Here is a 20,345-nt window from a genome sequence, read left to right as displayed (position 1 = left end):
TCTTCGACCAGTACGCCCGCCTCGTTACGTTCTTCCGTGCGCATCACGAGGCCCGTCTCCTCGTCGATCCAGGCCGTCATGGTCATCCTGCCGGGATGGCGGGGCTTGAAGGCCAGGACAGCCACCGGACGGTCGAGATGCCGATCGACGCCGGCGATCTCGAGGTCGTAGTTGGTCTGGAGCAGGTCGAGACTGCTGAACTCCAGGTTCATGTCGAGCACGTTCGAGTTCGACTGGCGGCGATGTGAATAGGAGAGCGAATCCCCCGAGGCCGTACGCCGGTATATGTCATGTTCGACGCGGATGATGATCTCGCGTATCCGGCCTTCGGCATCGGGGATGTCGATGCGGTCCCGGTCAGGACGCTGATGGGTGATGATCTGGACGTAACGGGCAGTGTCCCCGTCCGCGCTGAACCGCTGTTTCGTCAGGGTGGCGCGGTAGCTTACACGGGCCGGGGCTTCCATGATCTTCTGATAGGTGATGTCCGGATCGACGCCGTGGGCCGGCGCGGTCATCACGATAAACGCCGTCGTGACGAAACAAAGGAATACAGGCCGTAACCACATCTCGTACCACCTATTCCTTGTAGTTGACCATGACGGAACCCAGGGTACCGCTGGTAAACACGCTCTGGTCCTCGATCAGGGCGTGTTCCTGCAGGATGAAGAACATATCGTCGTCCAAAAGCGTGCGCTGGACGGACGGCGGCTCGACCGGCTGGATCGACTGCCAGATAAGCCCTCCGGCCACCAGCAACAGCACGGCCGCCGCTGCGATGAACCGGCCGGGCTGCTCGCGAGCCGGCGCGTCCTTTCCCTGCATGCCCGGCACCATGTGGGCGTGCGTTGTGCGCTCGAGCACCGCGGTCTGAACTTCCGCAACCGCAACAGGCGCGGGTTTCTCCGCGCGGCAGCAACGCAACATGCCGCGGACGGACTGCAATCCGCGCAGTTCCCGCGCGCAATCGGGGCAGGACTCGATATGGCGCGCTATCTCGGCGACTTCCTCGTTGTCGCACATGCGCTCCAGGTACCGTGTAAGCCGCTTCTTTATCTGGTTGCAGTTCATGGCGCGTTCCTAAAGATCAAGGTATCCGGCCAGGCGCTTGGACAACACGCGCTTCAACTTGAGCCGTCCGTGATGCAGCCGGGACATCACCGTACCCTCGGGACACTGGAGGATCTCCGCAATCTGCCTGTGGGAGAGGCCTTCCAGGTCGAACAGCACGACAACGGTCCTGTGCCGCTCCGACAGGGTATCCAGCGCGGCCATGATCGACCGCTTCAATTCATCGCTTTCCAGGACCTCGTGCGGGTTCTTCTCGGTAGAGGCCAGGTTGGAAACCAGAAACTGTTGACCGCCGCCGCCGTTCCGCGAGCCGTAATCCGTAAAGGAGAACATGCGTCGACGGGCTTCCCGCTTGCGGAAGTTGATGCACTTGTTGATCAATATGCGGTATAACCAGGTCGAAAACCTGTACTGCGTGTTGAACCGCTCCCGTGTCCTGAATACTTCGAGGAAGGCGTCCTGGACGAGGTCGCGCGCGTCATCGTGACTCGCGAGCATCTGGTACGCCACGGAATAGGCCTTCTCGCTGTAGCGCCTTGTCATTTCGTCGAAGGCCGGGCCGTCACCCGCTTTGGCCCGTTCCATCAACCTGCGTTCTTCCTCGCGCCGGTCTTCGCCTGCGCCGCGCGCAGCCGGTAATTTCCGTCCCTCGACCGAATGCACGTTGTTGACGGTGTTCATCCGGTTACATACCCTCCCGATCCTTTACTTTCCTACCTATTTATTAAACCCGTATACATATTTTGTTTTGTTATCTTCAACAATTCAGCCGGACCAATGCCCGTCCGTGGTATCGAAAATCAGGCCAGGCCGATTTCGTTGGATTTACGGTACATCTCGAGCGCCTTGTCGGCCTGTTTGTTTTTGTCGTAGATCGTGCCGAGATACCGGTACGCGTGCTCGTTAAGCGGGTCGTGGCGTAGCACGGCTTCGAAGTGCTCGATGGCTTCCGTGTGCTTCTCCACGTGACAGTAAGCCTTGCCCAGCTGGAGGTGTACCTCGGGTTTCGTCCGGTCCACGTCCAACGCACGGGAAAGCACCCTGATCGCGTCGTCGTACGTACCGATGGTGATGTAGAGCACACCGAGCAGGTAGCAGGCCCGGTAGGAATAGGGGTCGTATTCCAGGACGCGAAGCAGGTCGGTCCTGGCATCCTCGTACTGTCCCATCTCCACGAACAACTCCGCCCGGTCGACCAGCGTGTCCAGGTGGCCGGGATCGTTTCCCAGCGCGCGGTTGTAGTGCTCGAGAGCGGTTTCCTGGGCGCCGAGGCGATAGAACATCCTGCCCAGGCTGCCCGTCGCGCTGGCGTGTCTCGGTTGCCGTTCGAGTATACGCATGTACTGCTGGATCGCCTGTTCGATTTTGCCCTTGTTCGCGAGGACTTCGGCCCGGGTCATCATGGCCGAGATATCGTCGGACCGCTCTCTGGGCGTCTCGTCGACTTGTTGCACCGGGTCGACGGCCACTGGTCCGGCCTGCTCCTCGGAAACGGGAGACTGTTGCGCGACGATGTCCTTTAACGTATCGAAGGGCAGGAAGTGGGGGATGTTGCGGTCGTTCAGACGCAATTCCACGTTGGTATTCAGGTCCCGGGCCGTACGAGCTTTCCTGACCTTCACGTTGAAAGCGCCGAAACGGTGCAGATTCACCTTCTCGTCCCGGTGCATCGCCTCGGTAACCTCCGACAGCAACCCGTTCAGCACCACTCTTACCTTGTGCCTGGATACCTGCAGACTGGATGCCACTTCTTTTACAAGCGATTCTCTGTTCATGATGCTCCGATTGCGCCGGGAAAAGCCGCGAACGCTTCCGAAGTGCCCGCTTTTGAAGTGCGCGTTCACGCGGATCGTCGACCGCCGAACGGCGGCAATTACCGGTGTGGTCACACGGCACTTACCGGTGAATTACCCGGTGGCCGGGTACGCGAGCGCTTGCCTGAATCGGTTGGCTGTGAAGTGAATCTGTCGTGACTTCGAAAATCGTCCGTTACCGGCCGCATGTCAAGCAAGAATGAACGGCACGCGCACATTTGGCCACCGGTCGGACGCCAGGACGCGCACAGACGCCAGGCACGCACGCCAAGCACGCACGGGCGTTACGAAGGGGTATGCTCGTCGGATGCGGACACGTAGGACCGGTACAGGTCTTCGATTTCACCAGCGCTGGCCACTTCGTCGAGCACCAGGAATCCGTAACGGAGGTGAAGGCGGTCCGATGCGGGGATCGTAAGGTCTTCTTCCATGAGCGGCCCGGTGCCCAGGAGATTGCGGCGGGTAAACCACTGCACCGGATGGCGAAGGTTCCGCGGATGGTCCATCATGACCACCATACCGCCCTGGGCGCCCGCGGCGGCGACCCATCGGTCCCGCGTTCTCATGATGGATTCGTGGCCGATGAGGCCGCTGCCGCTGGTATGATGCGCATCGGCGAAGGGCGCTCCCATTCGAAGGATCAATCCGCTGTATCGGGCGGCGCGCGACGCGCCCAAGGTGACATCTCCCTCGACGGGAGTGATCACCGAGTCGATGAGCCAGAGGCAGCCGCCAGGCTGGCCAGGCTGGCCAGGCTGGCCAGGCTCACTGCCCGCGGTGATCTCCAGGAAATCGAACCGGCGCACCTCCCGGATTACCGGGCGGCCGTAGCGGTCCAGCCAGGTGAGATGCTCGCCAATGGCGACGCCGACGGTCCCGGGGTCGGATCCGGACCCGGGGTCGGATACCTCCGTGAATCCATCGTGGCGTTGTACGCCGTGGCTGCCGGGAACGGGAACGTACTTGTCCTGCTCCGGCAGGTACCAGGACCCACCCCAGAAATTCGTGTCGTTTACGTGTACCCAGCCGAAGTACAACCCCGTGTGCCAGGTGTGGTCTTCGGGGCGGTACTCACTGATCAGACTGCCGGAAGGGGTGTAAATCGGATGAAAACAGGGTTTGGGCGATTCGTCCTTCGGCAACGGGTCGGTCTCGGCATTGTACCGGGCGAGTAACTGGCGGTCCGCCTGGCCAGTCCGGCCCGCGTAGACTTCGAAGCCCTTCCATTCGTTGACTTCGAGGCGAATATGGCTTAGGTTTCTTTTGAATGCTTCCCGGGGCATGGATGGTCCGGTTTCGTGGTATATTCGAATCGACGAACCTGGTGCAGGTCCGATCGGCAACTATGAAGCTCTGCGCGGTACTGTTTTCCCTGCTGTTGATCCCCGCCTCGGCGCAAGCCGCCACGATAAGCGGATTCGTAACGGACCGCAGCAGCGGAGAGTACCTGCTTGCCGCCAACGTGTTCCTGAGCGGCACGTCCCTCGGCGCCCTGAGCAACGACAACGGATTCTACGCGATTACCGGGATTCCCGAGGGTTCCTACGAACTTGTCGTGTCCTACATCGGATACGAGACGTATCGGGACACACTGAGTATCGGTACCGAAGACTATCTCCAGCGGGACGTGGAACTCGTACCGACCGTTCTGATCGGCGACGAAGCCGTTGTAGAGGCTGAAAGATACCGGGACGAGCGGCTGGCGCAACCCGGGTTCGTCGCCCTCCAGGCCGCGGTATTGAAAGAGTTGCCCGCCATCGGGGAAACCGATCTGTTGCGCAGCCTTCAGCTCCTCCCGGGCATCCAGGCCTCCTCGGACATCAGCAGCGGCCTGTATATCCGGGGAGGCGGCCCCGACCAGACCCAGATCCTGCTTGACCAGATCCCCCTTTACAATCCCTCGCACGCCTTCGGATTCTTTTCCATCTTCAACCCGGAAGCCATCAAGGACATGCGCCTGCACAAGAGCGCTTATCCCGCCAGTTACGGTGGCAACCTCGGCGCGGTCCTCGACGTGACCAACCGCGACGGAAATCGCAACAAACTCGGCGGATCGGGCGGGATCAGCCTCATCTCCATGCGCACCATGATCGAAGGTCCGCTGGCGAGCGGCTCGTTCATGGTCTCGGGACGGCGTACGTACCTGGAACCGGTCCTGGCCTATATCCGGTCGCGCGTGGAGGATATCCCGGGATACTATTTCTATGATGTAAACGCAAAAATCAACCAGAATCTGTCCTACACCGACAATCTGGTCCTGAGCGGTTACTTCGGCCGGGACGATCTCAATCTCGAAACCAGCGAGAACGATCTTTTCAACGTTCGCTGGGGCAACTCGGCGGTCACGGGCAAATGGACGCACCTGTTCTCGCCGACGATTTTCGGCAATTTCATGGTATCGGGCAGTGACTACACGAGCCGGCTTTCGGCGAATTTCGACGGCACGGAGATTCTGTTCAGGAACAGCATTCGAGACATCAGCGTCAAGGGCGACCTGGACTATGTAGCCGATGGAGCACACGCGCTGAAGGGAGGTTTCCGCGCTACGGCATACCGGTTCAGTTTCATCAGAAGCTTCAACCAGGATGACCAGCTCGATCTCAGGCTGAAGCCCTATGTGATCTCGGCATATGCCCAGGATCAGTGGCAGGCGAGAGCTTCCACCTCGGTACGCCTCGGGCTGCGCGCGAACTTTTACAGCGAACGCGAAACGCTCGACCTGGAGCCTCGCCTGTCCATCAGTCACCGGCTGGCCGAAGGATTGCGCCTGAAAGCCGGCGGCGGGCGGTACCACCAGTATCTGCAACTGATCACGACGGAAGGCTTCAGCGGCGGTGATTTCTGGGTACCGCTCGACGGAAGCGTGTCCCCCGGACAGGCGTGGCACTTCGTTGTCGGCGCGAGTTGGGACCCGGCGCCGAGCTACCGTCTCTCGCTCGAGTCCTATTATCAGCGGCTGCGCAACCTGGTGGTCGTGGACAACACGCGGGCGGTGGGCGGCGACGAAACCCGGTCGGAGGACGTTTTCATCACCGGTGGGAAAGGCTATGCCACGGGCGTGGAGGCGTTCGTGGAGCGCATGTCGGGCAGGTTGACCGGATGGATCGGCTACACCCTCGGGTGGACGCGAAGGCAGTTCCCGGAAGTGAACCAGGGGAAGTGGTATCCTCCGAAATACGATCGTCGGCACGACCTCGTGGTTTCGGCCAACTACCGGGCCGGCCGCTGGACCTTCGGCGGCAACGTGATCTTCGCGACCGGACAGGCTTTCACGCCCGCCTCCGCCCGGTACGAATTGCGGGAAACGGCGCGGACCGGCATACGGGAGGACTACTTCCTGCCCGCGGACCGAAACACCTCGCGGCTGCTGCCATACCACAGAATGGACCTGAGCGTCAAGCAGGACTTCCGCATGTTCGACCGGAACTTTCAATGGTATCTGCAGGTGTTCAACGCGTACAACCATCGCAACGAGTGGTTTGTCCAGTATGATACGGAAGACGAAGAAGTTACTACCGCGGAAGTCGTGAAGATGCTGCCCATCGTGCCCACCATCGGGCTGAACTACAACTTCTGACCATGACGAAAACGACCAGGCTGCCTCGCTGCATTACGCCCGTCCTGACGGTCGCCCTGCTCGTTGGTCTCGCCGCCCATCCGGGTTGTTCGGGGGAGCGGGATCCGGCGACGCTATTCGGTCCGGACGAGCGCGAAACCATCGTCGTGGACGCCGTGCTGTATGTCGATCGAATACTGCCGGAAATCATCGTCACCCGGACCCGCACGGCGGATGCGGTGTCGACCGGGGACGCTACCTCGGTGAATGATGCCGAAGTCACCGTGATACAGGGACTCGCGGAGTACAGGTACGCGAGTGTCGGTCACCGGGGCCGCTACCTCCCGCCGCCCGGCGCACCGAGGGTACGCCCCAACACCGAATACCGGCTTCGCGTGCGGGCGCTGGGCGGGGAAGTCCGCGGGGTCACGAACACACCGGGTCCACTGGTAATCGATGAGATCGCCGTACTCGAAGAACCTTCCATGGAGGTTATCCGCCGTCTGGATCCCGATTCCGCCGAAGGAAACAGGATCCTGTATCAGGAGGGGCTGATCGAGGTCCGTTTCGATCCGCTCGACGTGGAAGCCTACCAGGTGATCGTCCTGGAACCCGGTTCCGAGGACGGGGGTTCTCCTCCCCTGGAAGCACGGGACGGCCGGTTGCTGCTGCCCTGGTTCGCCATCGGCTCGTCCGGCGAGCACGAAGTCGAAGTGTACGCGCTGGACCGGAACCTGTTCGATTTCCTCAGAAGCGTGGAGGCCTCCGGACAGAACGCCTTCGGTTTCGGCAGCCTGGCGGGCGATACCTTCGAAAGACCGGTCTTCAATCTCGACGGCGGGATCGGCGTGTTCGGTTCGGCCTCCCTGGATTCCTTCGGTTTCTATGTCATTCCGGAAAGTTGAAGCGGGCGGCTTCCTTGCGGTCCGATCAGACGCGCCGGCGGCCCGTTGCTTTGACAAATCTCTCCCCGCCGCCTATCTTGCATTGCCCGATTCTTTCGTTAAACAGGTCTTCCCAAAGAACTGCGCGGTTTCATGTCTGCTCGAACGCCCATAAACACCTCCGCCGGCGGATTTTACCTCCCTTTTACCATCCTGGCGATCCAACCGGATGACCTGTCCTCGCCACAGGACGAGTCCTATACGGTGGCACTCCTTGGGACCGAAGTAAAACCGGAGATACGCACCGGCCAGGATATGGAAGCGATCGGGGATCTGGCCGCTACGCAGACCTCCGGTATCGTGCTCGCCGCCTATGGACCGGAAGACCACCTGGTGGAGCGTCTCTGGCGGGTTGCTGCCGGGGTCGACGCCGTTGTGCTGGACGCGCGCCTGCTCGCCCGGATCCTGCTGCCCGGACTGAGGGACTACGAACGCGCGACGGTCGAACAATACGTCGGCCCGGAACTCGCGGTGACCGGGGATGGGGCCACGGATCCTGCGAATATCGGGGACGGAGACGCGGGCCCTGCAGCATTCGAGGGCGGGATTGCGAGCCCCGCGGAGTCCGTGGCCGAAGCCGATGACGCGCTGAAGATGGCGTTGCTGTGCCGGGCACTGCTGGGTTTGCTGGCGTCTCAGGATCCCGATACCATGGAAACGCTGATCCTTCTAGCTGAGGGCACCGGTTCGGGGCTGGAGCGCCTGCTTGCCCTGATGACGGCCCGGACGGTCCGGACAGCCCGGTCGGCCGGCCGCGGTGGTAACGGGTCCCGCAAGGACATTCCGTCCCCTTCGGGGGAAAGTCCGCCGATCGCCCATACCGCACTCGGCCCGTCCTCGATCGGCGACGGCTCGTGCGACACGGTCGAAGCGGACGGAGATCTCGATCCGATGGATACGGAGGAGTTGGCCAGCCTGTTTGAAACCGGTGGACTGTTCGAGAGCAGCATGGAAGGTTACGAGCAACGACCGCAGCAGGTTTCCATGGTACGCAGCGTCACCGGCGCGTTCAATGAAGGCGAGGTGTTGCTGGTGGAAGCGGGTACGGGCACGGGGAAATCGCTCTCCTACCTGACGCCGGCCCTTATCTGGGCGGTGCGGAACGATCAGCGGGTCATCGTATCCACCAACACGCGCAACCTGCAGGAACAGCTGTTCTACAAGGACCTGCCGTTCCTGCTGGAGCATCTGGGGCTGCCTTTCCGCGCCACCTTGCTCAAGGGCCGGTCCAACTACCTGTGCCTGGACCGGTGGCGGCAGGTCACCCGGCGGCCCGCAGACTATCTTACCGCGGAAGAACGGGAGGCGGCGATCCCCCTGGCCGTGTGGGCGCGGGAAACGCAGACGGGGGACATTTCGGAGCACGCGGGATTCAACCGGGGCGCCGGAGCCGGCCTGTGGGAGAAAATCAACGGCGAGGGGACCGCCTGCCCCCGGTGCGTGCTCAAGGAAGCGTGTTTCGTCAATCGTGTCCGAAGGGCGGCCATGGCTTCCCACGTGGTGATCATCAACCACGCCCTGCTCTTCGCCGATCTCCAGTCCGACCATGCCGTGCTTTCCCGGTACAGCCATCTCATCATCGACGAGGCCCACAACCTGGAGCGCGCCGCCGTGCAGCACCTGACCCTGGAGGTCGGAGGCTGGCGCATGCGCCGCGTACTGGGCAGGATGCATGCGCCGGAATGGGGCGGAACCGGTGTGCTGGCGGGGCTGGACCGGTTGGCCAGGAAAGCGGCGGAGAACCTGGAATGGAAGTCTCCGCTGGCGGCGGGCACCCGCATGGCCATCGACCGGGTCACGGAGGTGAACCGCCGGATCGAGGACTTCTTCCGCATCGCCAGCGACGAGGCGTTCGGTCAGTCGGTCGACGGGTCGGCCCGGCGGACCAAACTGAGGTACCGGGCCGAAGACGAGTATGCCGGTGTCCTGAGGTCATCGGCACAGGTGCTCATCGAGGGTCTTTCCGTCCTGCGCGAGTCCCTCGGCATGCTCCACGCAACGCTGGACCAGGTCCACGATTCGTGGTTGGACGACCGGGAATCACGGGGGAACGCCATCGTGGCCGCCATGGATTTCTGCACGGAAATGGAAGAGGCCCTTTTCGTGCTGACGGAGGCGAACGAGGAAGAACAGGTCTACTGGGTCGAAGCCACCAGGTCTCAACCATTGTCCTGCGTCCTGATCGCCGCCCCGCTTCGGGTTGCGGACCGGCTGCACGACGATCTGTTCCGCCCTTTGCGAACGGCCGTGCTCACGTCGGCCACGCTGACGGTCGGGGATCGATTCGACTACCAGATCGAGCGCCTGGGGCTCGACCGGATCGATCCCCGGCGGATCCAGGTGCGGGGGATCGGTTCGCCCTTCGATTACGCGGACCAGGTGCTGGTCTGCGTACCCGGCGCCTTTCCGACGCCCCGATCCGATTCGTTTCAGTCCGAGGTCAGCCGGCTCATCCTTGACCTGGTCGTCTCCACCATGCGGAGCACCCTGGTGCTGTTCACCTCGTATGCCCAGTTGAACCGGACCTTCCAGGACATCGAGCCGGAACTTGCGGAACACGGCGTGGCCTTGCTGGCGCAGGGCACGTCCGGACCGCGCTCGCTGCTGCTGGATCGTTTCCGCGGGTCCGATACCGCCGTATTGCTGGGTACCGACAGCTTCTGGGAGGGGGTCGATGTGCCGGGGGAGGCGCTGGAGATGGTCATCCTGGTCAAACTGCCCTTCGCGGTGCCGACCGAACCGCTGGTCCAGGCACAGGTGGAACGTCTGGAAGACGCGGGGCACAACAGCTTTTTCGAATTCCAGGTACCGGAGGCGGTCATCAAGTTCAGGCAGGGCTTCGGCCGGCTCATCCGTTCCACCCGGGACTACGGCGTCGTCACGGTTCTGGACCAGCGGGTCGTCAGTACGGCGTACGGACGCCTGTTCCTGGAATCCCTGCCGGCGGGATCGGAGATCTACCCCGATGCGGACGGACTGGTGGAGGGCGTGACCTACTGGTTCCGCGCGAAAGAAAAGCGCCGGGTCGTACGCGGTTCATTGACCACGAAGGTTGCGCGGTAAACGTGGGTTACGCGAAATGAGTCAGAAAACTACATCGTCCCAGACCGCGATCGGATCCTTGATCGTATTCGGCCGGATGATCAAGCTTTCCCACAGCGTTTTTGCGCTGCCCTTCGCGATGGCCGGCGCCGTCCTGGCCGCCCGGGGTCATGGGATCGAAGTACAACAACTGGTGTGGATCGTCATCGCCATGGTGGCCGCCCGGAGCGCGGCCATGGGATTCAACCGGCTCGCGGATCGTGTGATGGACGGGAAGAACCCCCGCACGTGGGACCGGGCGTTGCCGAAGGGACGGATCGCGCCCCGCACCGTCGCCCTGATCGTGGGCGTGTGCTGCGCGCTGTTCGTCTTTTCCGCCTACCAGCTCAACGAACTGTGCCTCAAGCTGTCGCCGCTCGCCCTGCTGGTGATCCTGTCGTACTCCTATTTCAAACGCTTCACCTGGGCCACCCACCTGGTCCTGGGCCTCGCCCTCGCCATCGCGCCGATGGGGGCGTGGATCGCTGTAACCGGCACCTTCGATCCCGCGATGCTCTGGCTGTCGGCGGCCGTGTTGACCTGGGTGGCGGGCTTTGATATAATATACGCCTGCCAGGACTACGAATTCGACGTCGTGCAGGGCGTCCACTCGATACCCCGCCGCTTCGGGGTCCGGCCGGCTTTGGTGGCAGCCCGCCTGCTCCATGCGGCCACGGCCGTGTTCCTGCTGGTCGTCTATCAGGTTTTCGATCTGCACGCGCTTTATCTGTTCGGCACCGTACTGGCAACCGGGATGCTGGTCTACGAACACACGCTCGTCAAGCCGAACGACCTATCGAAGATCGATGTCGCCTTCTTCAACACGAATAGCCTGGTCAGTGTCGTCTTTTTCGTGTTCCTGCTGGGTGATATCCTGTGGCCGATATGAGTACCGCAGACGAAAAGTCCCGGCACATCCGGCGCATGTTCGATCGCATCGGACACCGGTACGACCTGCTCAACCGCCTGCTGAGCGGATACGGCGACGTCTGGTGGCGCAGGGCCGCGGTCCGCGCGTTGAACGCGTCCGCGGACGACCTGCTCCTCGACGTGGGCATCGGCACGGGTGACCTGGCACTGGAAGCGCTGAAGGGCCGGCGGAAGCCGCGGTTGATCGTCGGGGTGGACGCGGCGATGCGGATGATGCGGATCGGACGGAAGAAGTCGGAGAACGCCGCGGGGCGGGCCATCCGGTTCGTCGGGGGAATTGCTGAAGCGCTTCCCTTGCGGTCCGGGGTCTTCGACGGCGCGATGGTGGCATTCGGCGTGCGCAACTTCACCGACCGCGTCGCGGGTCTGCGAAACATCCGGCGCGTGTTGAAGCCCGGAGGCAGGCTGGTGGTGCTGGAGCTTTCCGTACCAAGGTATCCGGTGATTCGCCAGCTGTACCGGCTCTACGCCGTACATGCCATACCCTGGATCGGCGGCGTGATCTCGGGAGACGCGGACGCTTACCGGTACCTGCAGGTCTCGGTGGAAGCGTTTCCGGAGCGTGAGCGCTTCCGGAAGCTCATGGAGGACGCGGGTTTCGTGGACACGGGCTGGCGTGACCTTACGCTGGGGGTGGCCACGGTCTACTGGGGGGACAAGCGGTCATGAAACATGTTATCGTCGCCGTCACCGGCGCCAGCGGCGGACTGTACGCGCTCCGGCTCCTGCGCGCGCTGCTGGCCGGCGGCCACCGGGTCAGCGTCGTGCTGTCCGGCTTCGGCCGGTACGTTCTCCGGGAAGAAACCGGCCTGGGATCGGGCGATGACCTGCAGGACGGATTGGCCGGTCTCTACGGAGACCAGGTGAGGAAGGGTACGCTCGCGGAATTCAAGATCGGGGACCTGGCGGCTTCGATCGCAAGCGGATCGGTGCGCACCGACGGAATGGTCGTCATACCGTGTTCCATGAAGACGTTGTCCGCTATCGCCCACGGCACCTCTTCCTCCCTGATCGAGCGGGCCGCGGACGTCACGCTCAAGGAGGCCCGGCCGCTCGTGCTGGTACCCCGGGAAACGCCGCTCAACGTCATCCACCTGCGCAACCTGCTCGCCGCCGCGGAGGCCGGCGCCCGCATCGTGCCGGCCATGCCGGCGTTCTACCAGAAGCCTTCCAGCTTCGACGACCTGGCCGACTTCATAGCCGGACGGGTTTTGAACCTGCTCGGCATTGAACAAAGCCTCTTCACCCCCTGGGACGCACCATCCGGCGAAAGGAAATCCGCGGAATGAAAGACAAGGATATTCACCGGATGATCTCCATCCTGGAGGACGAGACGTCAAGTTGGACCGAAACGGCGTTGACGCTGGTGGCCGAGCAGACCCGGCGCGATCCGTTCCGCATACTGATCGGCACCGTCCTCAGTCTCCGAACGAAGGACGAGACGACCGCGGAGGCTTGCGAGCGGCTCTTCGGGCTGGCCGACACGCCCGCGGCCATGCAGGTCCTGCCCGAGGAAACCGTGGACCGCGCCATCTATCCCGTGGGGTTCCATGCCACCAAGGCGCGCAACATCCTGCAGATCTGCAACATCCTCGTAGAGGAGTACCGGGGTGTCGTGCCGGACGAGATCGACACGCTGGTCACTTTGCCCGGCGTGGGCAGGAAGACCGCAAACCTCGTGGTCACGATCGGTTACGGCAAGCCGGGCATCTGCGTCGACACCCACGTGCACCGCATCTCCAACCGCTGGGGATACATCGCCACGAAAAACCCGGACCAGTCGGAATGGGCCTTGAGAGAAAAGTTGCCTTCCGAATACTGGATCCGGTATAATGACCTGCTCGTCATGTATGGCCAGAACCTGTGCAAGCCCGTTTCGCCCTTCTGCAGCCGCTGCCGCCTGTCGCCCTACTGTGAACAGGTCGGCGTGGACAAACACAGGTGACGGCGCACTCCGCGTATCCGGCGGAATCCGCGAGTCCGGCACAATCCGCGCATCCGGCGGAATCCGCGAGTCCGGCGCACTCCGCGTATCCGGTTTAATGAAGGAGAGGTATCAATGGCAGCATCACTGAACACCCCCAGGGGGCTTGGCCGCACGCCTCATATCATCGCGGCGTTGTCCGTACCCGTGAGCGAAGCGGGTGAAATCGACTTCGACGTCTTCGCCCGGGACCTGGAAAGAACCGCGGAGCACGGGATAGAACCCGCGGTGCTCATGGATACCTACCAGATCAACCACTGCACGCTGGAGGATCAGGTCAGGGGGCTGGAAACGACGCGGGAAGTCATGAACGGGCGGGCGTTTACGGCGGGCGTGTACGTGGAGGACGAAATCCAGGGAGACGGGGTCGAGGACATCATCCGTGCGTACCAGGCCAAGATCGAGCAACTGGAGAACCGTTACGGTGCGAGTCCGATCGTGTTTCAGACCGAGCGTTTGAAGGATGCGGACGCCGCCACCGTGGTCCGCGTCTACGAGGGACTGGCCGAAGCCTCCCGCGGCGGCCTGAAGGCGTTCGAACTGAGCCCGGTCTTCGCGCCGAACGGCTGGATGTTCCCGGATGACGCCCTGATCGAGATCCTGGCCGGGGACAAGTGGGCGGGCGCGAAACACTCGTCCCTGGATCCGTCCATGGAATGGGTGCTGCTTAGGAAGGTCCATCGCATCGGTAAGATGCTGTACACGGGGAACGACTACGATTTCGCCTCCATGATCTTCAACGGAAGCGACGCGCTGCTGGGCATCGCGACCTTCATGCCCGACAAGTTCCGGGAACTCGCGGATGCCTTGCGGGACGGCGATCTTGCGCGGTACCACGACCTTGGGAACCGGATGGAGTTCCTGGGACGAGTCGCCTTCCAGCCGCCCGTGCCGGCCTACAAGCACAGCGCGGCCATGGTGAAGAAGATGCGCGGCTGGTACCCCACGGACTACGTGTTGCCCGATAACCCCCTTAGGCGGGACGAGGCGCACCGGGAAGCGCTGCGCGCAGCCCTCGAAAACCTGGACATCCCCTGCGGCTAAAGCGGCCGCTACCGCCGGGTGTACCGCGCCAGGAGACTCGAGATCTCCCGGGTCAGTTCACTCGTCTTGTCGTCGTCGTGCGATAGCGTGCTCTCAAGGGCGTCCGCCAGGGCGGCGATCTCATCGCAAAAGGCCTTGTGTTCCCGGGCATGTCTTGCAAGTGCGGCGCGCAGGTCGGCGAGAATCTCCGCCGCTCTCACATCGGGATCGCCGGGATCTTCCGCTTCCACGTGCTGGCCGGGATCTGCCGTCGCTTCTGCGAGCTGCACTTCTTCCGCCGCTTCCACCTGGTCTTCAGTCGTTTCCTCGTGATCCGTAACCGCCGGGTCGTCCACGAGTTGTGCGCTTTCCGCGTCCACCGTGCCCTCCGTGTCCGCAAGGTCTTCCGCAAGCTGCTCGTCTTCCGCCGTTTCCGCGACTTCGTCCCCGCGTCCGGGCGTTTCTTCCATGCTGCGTCCGGGCGTTTCTTCCATGCTGCGTCCGGGCGTTTCTTCCACGTCGTCTTCAGGCGCTGATCCGCCAGCGGCGTTCACCTCGTCCGGACCGTTTCCGGCTTGCGATTCGAAGGAAGACTCCGGTGATGGCTCGATATCTTGGGGCGCCCGGCCGTACTCACGGCGCGGCGTACCGTTCGAATCAGGAATCGCCGGCGCCGAATGGCCGACCGGCGGATGCATGAACAGGTCGATGGATTCCCTGGACACGAAGTACCTGCCGTCCTCCATGTAGTACTCCAGCTTGCCGTCTTCGCACATCTGCGTCACCTGGTCGGGCAACCTCTTCATTATATCCGCAGTTTCCGTCAAGGTCATCCACTGCGTCTCCGGCATCTTCTCCTCCCGCGCTTGTTGAAACCTTTCTCGTGTGCTCGCGATTTGGTCCGTTTTCGAGTTCGGATCTTCCGTCGTTACCTAGAATACCTCTCCGGCTACCTGCCTTCCGTCAATTCGCAACTGTAATCTAACGCTCAACAGTGCTTTGGCAAACACTTCCACGCGGTATTCGTCGGGGCCGATTCTTAGATTCGTGCTTAAAATGCGCGTTTTCCGCAGCGACACGCGGCGGATGCTGCGGTCCCGGCAGACCCCGTCGACGTACAGCCGGGCGTCCTGGGTCCAGGTGCTGAACGCCCTGATCTCATGGCCTTTGAATTCCGTCCTGCATTCGACGCCTTCCGGGTTCGCCAAGTTTATTCAACTCCGTTTGAAATGCGTCGAACCGCTCATCACGCATTGGCCGCAGTCCTTGTTGCGGCAGGTCTCGAGATCGATCTGCAACAGGCCCTGTTGAAGAACGGCCCGGTCGATGGATGCCTTCTTTTCAGGCGTATCGATGAATAGCAGGTTCGACATGGCCTGAATCACGCTGTTGTTGGCCTGCCGGCCGTATCCGGTATACATTTCACGGACGAGGTTCATCCGGTCCGGCTGGCTGTCCCGGTCGGCCAGGGCGTAGATGAACGGCAGGACCACGTCGACCATCATGCCCCGCTGCCGGTCGCGGCCGATCAGCGCTCTGCGTTCCGTTCGCGAGGTCTCCCCGAACACCGTGTGTTTCAACCAGTAGTCGCCGGGCAGCGGCCGGATCATTTCCTCAAGCTTCCGTGCGGTCTGCCGCAGCAAGGCGACAGGTCCCGGGGCGGCGCAGGCGTTCATCGGACCGGCGATCAGCGTGTCCAGGCCCTCCTGCAGGCCCGACGCGATAAAATAACTCATGGCGGCAAGCCGGACCGTGGGGAAGTTAAATGGTCTCAGCCGGAAAAACAACCAGTCATGTTCCCGCATGGGACGGGTGGGAATGGACGGTCGGAAGGCCTCCCAGCGCGTTTCGATGTCTCTGATGTACGGGTCGTTCGGGACATCACCGCCGTATGAAAGCCGCTGTGAGGGCAGCAGTCCGGCCGCCCCTAAAAGCAAGGCCTGCAGATCGACGATACGGTGGCCGTCCCCCGTGCCGACGAGGGCGCGGATCGTCTCCAGGGGAAGGCGACGGGCGAGTGCCTGGCAGGCATCGGTATTCTTCGTGTAACCCGCGGCCCGCATGGCGAACTCATACAGTGTCTGTTCCGCCGAAACCTGATTCATCCTCCGGGACATATCCGCCGCCTTCTTCCGAAACCGGTCGGATCCCTTCCGGTCCAGCAACGCGTGAACGCGCTCGACCGACAACCGCTTCATCAGGCTCTGGCAAGGATAGCTGGCGGGAGCCGGAACCTCCGTTTTTCGCAGGTATGCTTTACGAATCCGGTCCAGGCCGTGCCTGAAGTGCTCGGACAGCACCAGCGTGGGGACATACTGCCCGTTCTGCTTCCTGACGGCCTGGAGCTTCTCGTCGTGCCACAGGACGACGTGCAGCATGACATTGTTGTAGAGCGGGTCGCTCGTATGGCCGTGCCGCATCCAGTCGGTGGGTCTGATATGGATTTCCACGTCACCCCTGAGGCGTTTCCCGGGTCCGAAGGACAGGACCGCCTGGAGGAAATCGGGGCCGCTGTCGGAGTTGAGCGTGCCAGGATGATGGACCCTGAGCGTCCGGCCGTCGGTAAGCCGGAGCCTTCCGGTCCGCCCGGTCCGCCCGGTCCGCCCGGTCCGCCCCGTCCGCGCCAGTCCTTTCTGCCACAGATGCCAGATAAGCGCTTCCGCGATATCCGAATCGGCGATTTGAAGCATATTACCTGTGAGGAATGTATCCTGATGCCTGTTCTCTAATCCAATAGTCGGACGAAGGTCGTCATTCTCGCACTCCATCGTCCCAAGGCCATGCGCGATCCTTCGGTAGTCCGGAACATCATTCAAATGACACTGGTTTTTTCTGACGATGGGGTTATAATCCGGTTAAGGCCAGGAGGCGCCTTACGTTCATCCGAATCTCACGAATCCGGTGACCGCGTGACCGCAGCCTATTCCATCCTGCAGATCATCAGCGTGCTGGTCTTCACCCTGCTGTTCGGGCTGTCGGCCATGTTGCTGTCCCCATTCAATCCTTCGGGCCGCCTGGTACACTGGTTCGCCCGCTGGTGGGCGCGGACCTTGTTATGGGTGGGCCGGGTGCCGGTCCGCCTTGAAGGGCTGGACAATATCCCCGGAGGGCAGCCGTGCGTGCTGGTTTCCAATCATGCGAGTGCGGCGGACATACCCATCCTGTTCGGTACGCTGCCCATCCAGTTCAGGATCATCGCCAAGGATTCCCTGTTCCACATACCGGTCCTGGGATGGTGCATGCGGCTGGCCGGCTACATCAGCATCAACCGAACCAACCCGAAAAAAGCCATGCGGAGTCTCAAGAAGGCGGCCCGGCAGATCAGGGAAGGGTTTCCCGCGGTGGTCTTCCCGGAAGGCACGAGAACACGGACCGGCGAACTGCAGCCGTTCAAGGCCGGCGCCTTCCTGCTGGCCATTGAATCCGGCGTGCCCGTAGTGCCCGTGGGGATTTCCGGAAGCTACGACATCCTCGTGCGCGGCAGCATGAGAATCCGGCCGGACGCGCGGGTCGCCGTGCGCATCGGCAGGCCTATCGTGACCGAAGGCTATACGACGAAGGACCGGCGCGGGTTGGCCGAACAGGCGCGGGAAGCCGTCGAGGAATGCCTGCGTAGGGAAGGCCGGTAGGGATGTCATTCCCTGCGAGTTTGGTATTCAAAGCGGGTAACGCGGTCCTGTTCGATCTCGACGACACCCTGGTCGACCGCGATCGGGCGCGAGACCGGTTCTTCTCTTTTCTGCTGAAGACGTACTTCCCGGACTATAAGCCGGAAGGAGCCGTCTGGTCGGAGCGCATGGACACGCTGCGCGGCCTCGATCGGTCTGGCCGGGGCAGCAAGGCCGCGATCCACGACTATCTATTCGGTGAGCGTCCGGTCCGCCCTGTCCGCCCTGTTCACCCGGTCATGTCGGCTGCGGCCTTTGTCGAGCTGATGCGGACCAAGATCGCAACCTACAGTTCATGGATGGAAGGAGCCGAGCCACTGTTGAGATGCCTTCAGGCCAGAAAGCACCCCATGGCCGTGGTCACCAATGGTTCGAAAGCCCAGCGGGACAAAATCGAAGCCCTGGATGCGTCGAGGTATTTCGAAGCGGTGCTCATTTCCGGGGAAGTGGGCATCTCCAAACCGGACCCCCGCATATTCCGGCAGGCGCTGTCCCTGCTGAACGCCGCGCCCGGCCAGTCCGTTTTCGTGGGGGACAGCATGGAGCACGATATGGCCGGTGCCAGGAACGCCGGGATGATGACGGTCTACATCAGGAAGGGAGAGGCGGAAGATCCCGATGACACTTTGTGTGACCTGGTCGTTCCCGATCTCGGGGAACTGTCGGGCCTGGTCATCGGTCTTGACGCCTGATATTCAACTACCTTTACAAGGAGCCTATTCAAAAGGAGTGTGTTTAAAATGAGACGATCTCACCTGACCTGGACACTGGCCCTTTGCATCGCCCTCTTCGTGCCCGGTTGCGCGGAAGAAACTCCGCCCGGCGACGAGACGGCGATCACGCCGGACGCGGGCGCGACGGCCGAGGACGCGGGCACGACGGCCGTCACCGCGGTAGATGGCTTGCTTTCGGATCACATGGCCGCCGAAGCCATGCTGACGGCGCACTTCGTGGCGGCCGCGGTGAGAGCGGGAATGACCACGGAGGAGATAAACGGCGCATTGGCCTCGGTCGCCGATGGGTCCGCCATCAATGAATTCTGGGTAAGCGACGAGACCGGCCAGGTGGTGTATACGAATGTCCCGGGAGTGGAATTCGCCTTCCCCACCGACCCGGACGACGCATCCCAGGCGGCGCCGTTCGCGGCGTTGCTGACCGGTGAACAGGCGGTCGTCGACCAGGATTTCATGCCCCGCGAACTGGACGGCATGGTCTTCAAGTACGTAGGCGCGGCCGGGGTGGACCATGCGCGCATCGTGCAGGTGGGCGTGGCGGCGCAGGTAGATTCGGCGGCACCGTAGGATTAAGTCGTACCCTGATCTCCAGGGCGGGATTCATCCGGTTGCCGTATAGTCGCCCGGACAGCCCGGGGCGGTGTTTTTTTACCGGTACGATCGGAGCCATCGATGCAAACCGTAACGGCAAGCGTCCACTACGAGATCACGCCGCCGTGGGCGATCCTCGAACGCAAGCTCATCGACACGATGGACGAAGCGGTCCATCCCTACATCGAGAAGTACACTCGCCCGGGCGGGTCGCTGATCTGGGCCGACACCTGGTCCGGAAGCCGGGACGGGATGGATGATTTCTACGAAGCCTTCACCAATTTCGCCCAGTTTTACGGGCTGGGCGGCGGCGACCATCTACTGGAGGCGGCGGACCGGCACTGGGACGCCATCACCCGGCAACTGACCCGCTTCGGGCGGATCTACCGCGAGTATGAACGGGGATACGACCAGTTTCACCAGAGCGAAAGCTATATCTACTTTTACCACCTCTGCCTTGCCGACCCCACCAATCCCAAGCTGCGTGACCGCGCCCGGCGGTTCGCCGGCTTCTACCTAAACGAATTCCCCGACGCGCTGAACTACGATCCGGTGCATCGCATCATCCGGGCGCCCCATAACGGCAGCGGCGGACCCGCCTGGGGGATGAGCGAGGACGACAGCCGGCTGGCGTACAATCCCGGCTCCGGCATGCGGGTCTACGGCCTGCCGCTGAGCGATGTCCCGGGGATCACGCACGTGGACGATCTCCAGGACCCCGCGAAGGCGAGGGCCATGGGCAGGGCCATGACCGAGCGGTTCCGAGAGGGCGACGTGGGGAACAACCTGAACGTCAACGGACTCATCATGAACGCTTATCTGATGACCGGCGACGACAAGTACCGGGACTGGCTGCTGGAGTATACCGGGGCCTGGCTGGAACGGGCCCGGGAAAACGGCGGGCTCATGCCGGACAACGTGGGGCCGGACGGGCGCGTGGGAACCCTGC

At 62.5% G+C, this 20,345-nt stretch carries 20 protein-coding genes; 12 read left to right on the top strand and 8 right to left on the bottom strand.

Annotated features, from left to right (window positions below):
• The 5 genes from OXH56_12155 to OXH56_12135 all read right to left on the bottom strand — a co-directional run.
• Positions 1-569: hypothetical protein (locus OXH56_12155; protein MCY3556059.1), on the bottom strand; the 569-nt coding region annotated here is incomplete at its 3' end.
• Between the two features lie 10 nt (positions 570-579).
• Complete coding sequence (locus OXH56_12150) at positions 580-1,071, bottom strand: zf-HC2 domain-containing protein (protein MCY3556058.1); 492 nt, start codon at positions 1,069-1,071, stop codon at positions 580-582.
• A gap of 9 nt (positions 1,072-1,080) precedes the next feature.
• A complete protein-coding gene (locus OXH56_12145; protein MCY3556057.1) occupies positions 1,081-1,752 on the bottom strand; it encodes a sigma-70 family RNA polymerase sigma factor in 672 nt (223 codons plus the stop codon).
• Positions 1,753-1,871: 119 nt separating this feature from the next.
• Complete coding sequence (locus OXH56_12140) at positions 1,872-2,846, bottom strand: tetratricopeptide repeat protein (protein ID MCY3556056.1); 975 nt, start codon at positions 2,844-2,846, stop codon at positions 1,872-1,874.
• 323 nt (positions 2,847-3,169) lie between these two features.
• Positions 3,170-4,168 (bottom strand): PmoA family protein, encoded by a 999-nt coding sequence (locus OXH56_12135; GenBank protein ID MCY3556055.1) that lies wholly within the window; start codon positions 4,166-4,168, stop codon positions 3,170-3,172.
• Between the two features lie 62 nt (positions 4,169-4,230).
• On the opposite strand from OXH56_12135, the gene OXH56_12130 reads away from it, so the two are divergent.
• The 8 genes from OXH56_12130 (at position 4,231) to OXH56_12095 (ending at position 14,424) form a co-directional block, all read left to right on the top strand.
• A complete protein-coding gene (locus tag OXH56_12130; protein MCY3556054.1) occupies positions 4,231-6,462 on the top strand; it encodes a TonB-dependent receptor in 2,232 nt (743 codons plus the stop codon).
• Positions 6,463-6,464: 2 nt separating this feature from the next.
• Positions 6,465-7,346: a DUF4249 family protein gene (locus OXH56_12125; GenBank protein ID MCY3556053.1), complete on the top strand. Its 882-nt coding sequence runs from the start codon at positions 6,465-6,467 to the stop codon at positions 7,344-7,346.
• Positions 7,347-7,478: 132 nt separating this feature from the next.
• A complete protein-coding gene (locus OXH56_12120) occupies positions 7,479-10,448 on the top strand; it encodes a DEAD/DEAH box helicase family protein (protein ID MCY3556052.1) in 2,970 nt (989 codons plus the stop codon).
• 16 nt (positions 10,449-10,464) lie between these two features.
• Positions 10,465-11,355 carry a putative 4-hydroxybenzoate polyprenyltransferase gene (gene ubiA / locus OXH56_12115; protein MCY3556051.1) on the top strand — a complete coding sequence of 297 codons (891 nt, stop codon included), beginning with the start codon at positions 10,465-10,467 and terminating at the stop codon, positions 11,353-11,355.
• Entirely contained in the window at positions 11,352-12,065 is a 714-nt protein-coding gene (locus OXH56_12110) for a ubiquinone/menaquinone biosynthesis methyltransferase (protein ID MCY3556050.1), read from the top strand. Before ubiA ends, OXH56_12110 begins: the two co-directional genes overlap by 4 nt.
• A complete protein-coding gene (locus tag OXH56_12105) occupies positions 12,062-12,685 on the top strand; it encodes a UbiX family flavin prenyltransferase (protein ID MCY3556049.1) in 624 nt (207 codons plus the stop codon). Before OXH56_12110 ends, OXH56_12105 begins: the two co-directional genes overlap by 4 nt.
• Positions 12,682-13,341: an endonuclease III gene (locus tag OXH56_12100; protein MCY3556048.1), complete on the top strand. Its 660-nt coding sequence runs from the start codon at positions 12,682-12,684 to the stop codon at positions 13,339-13,341. Before OXH56_12105 ends, OXH56_12100 begins: the two co-directional genes overlap by 4 nt.
• A gap of 114 nt (positions 13,342-13,455) precedes the next feature.
• Positions 13,456-14,424, top strand: coding sequence for a DUF993 family protein (locus OXH56_12095; protein MCY3556047.1), 969 nt, complete (start codon positions 13,456-13,458; stop codon positions 14,422-14,424).
• Between the two features lie 8 nt (positions 14,425-14,432).
• On the opposite strand, the gene OXH56_12090 is transcribed toward OXH56_12095, so the two are convergent.
• From OXH56_12090 to OXH56_12080, 3 genes are all read right to left on the bottom strand, one after another.
• Positions 14,433-15,209 (bottom strand): hypothetical protein, encoded by a 777-nt coding sequence (locus OXH56_12090; protein MCY3556046.1) that lies wholly within the window; start codon positions 15,207-15,209, stop codon positions 14,433-14,435.
• 126 nt (positions 15,210-15,335) lie between these two features.
• On the bottom strand, positions 15,336-15,611 hold the full coding sequence (locus OXH56_12085) for a hypothetical protein (protein MCY3556045.1): 276 nt from the start codon (positions 15,609-15,611) through the stop codon (positions 15,336-15,338).
• Between the two features lie 6 nt (positions 15,612-15,617).
• Positions 15,618-17,093 (bottom strand): DUF2851 family protein, encoded by a 1,476-nt coding sequence (locus tag OXH56_12080; GenBank protein MCY3556044.1) that lies wholly within the window; start codon positions 17,091-17,093, stop codon positions 15,618-15,620.
• Positions 17,094-17,312: 219 nt separating this feature from the next.
• Here OXH56_12080 and OXH56_12075 point away from each other — a divergent pair, with 219 nt between their 5' ends.
• From OXH56_12075 to OXH56_12060, 4 genes are all read left to right on the top strand, one after another.
• Positions 17,313-18,032, top strand: coding sequence for a lysophospholipid acyltransferase family protein (locus OXH56_12075; GenBank protein ID MCY3556043.1), 720 nt, complete (start codon positions 17,313-17,315; stop codon positions 18,030-18,032).
• A gap of 2 nt (positions 18,033-18,034) precedes the next feature.
• Positions 18,035-18,763 carry an HAD family hydrolase gene (locus OXH56_12070; protein ID MCY3556042.1) on the top strand — a complete coding sequence of 243 codons (729 nt, stop codon included), beginning with the start codon at positions 18,035-18,037 and terminating at the stop codon, positions 18,761-18,763.
• Positions 18,764-18,811: 48 nt separating this feature from the next.
• Positions 18,812-19,372: a hypothetical protein gene (locus OXH56_12065; GenBank protein MCY3556041.1), complete on the top strand. Its 561-nt coding sequence runs from the start codon at positions 18,812-18,814 to the stop codon at positions 19,370-19,372.
• 105 nt (positions 19,373-19,477) lie between these two features.
• The coding region (locus tag OXH56_12060; GenBank protein ID MCY3556040.1) for a hypothetical protein at positions 19,478-20,345 on the top strand (868 nt) is incomplete at its 3' end.

Source organism: Gemmatimonadota bacterium (genome assembly GCA_026702745.1).
GTDB lineage: Bacteria > JAAXHH01 > JAAXHH01 > JAAXHH01 > JAAXHH01 > JAAXHH01.
The sequence above is the reverse complement of the archived record's forward strand: the minus strand, read 5'-3'. Positions and strand labels throughout refer to the sequence as shown.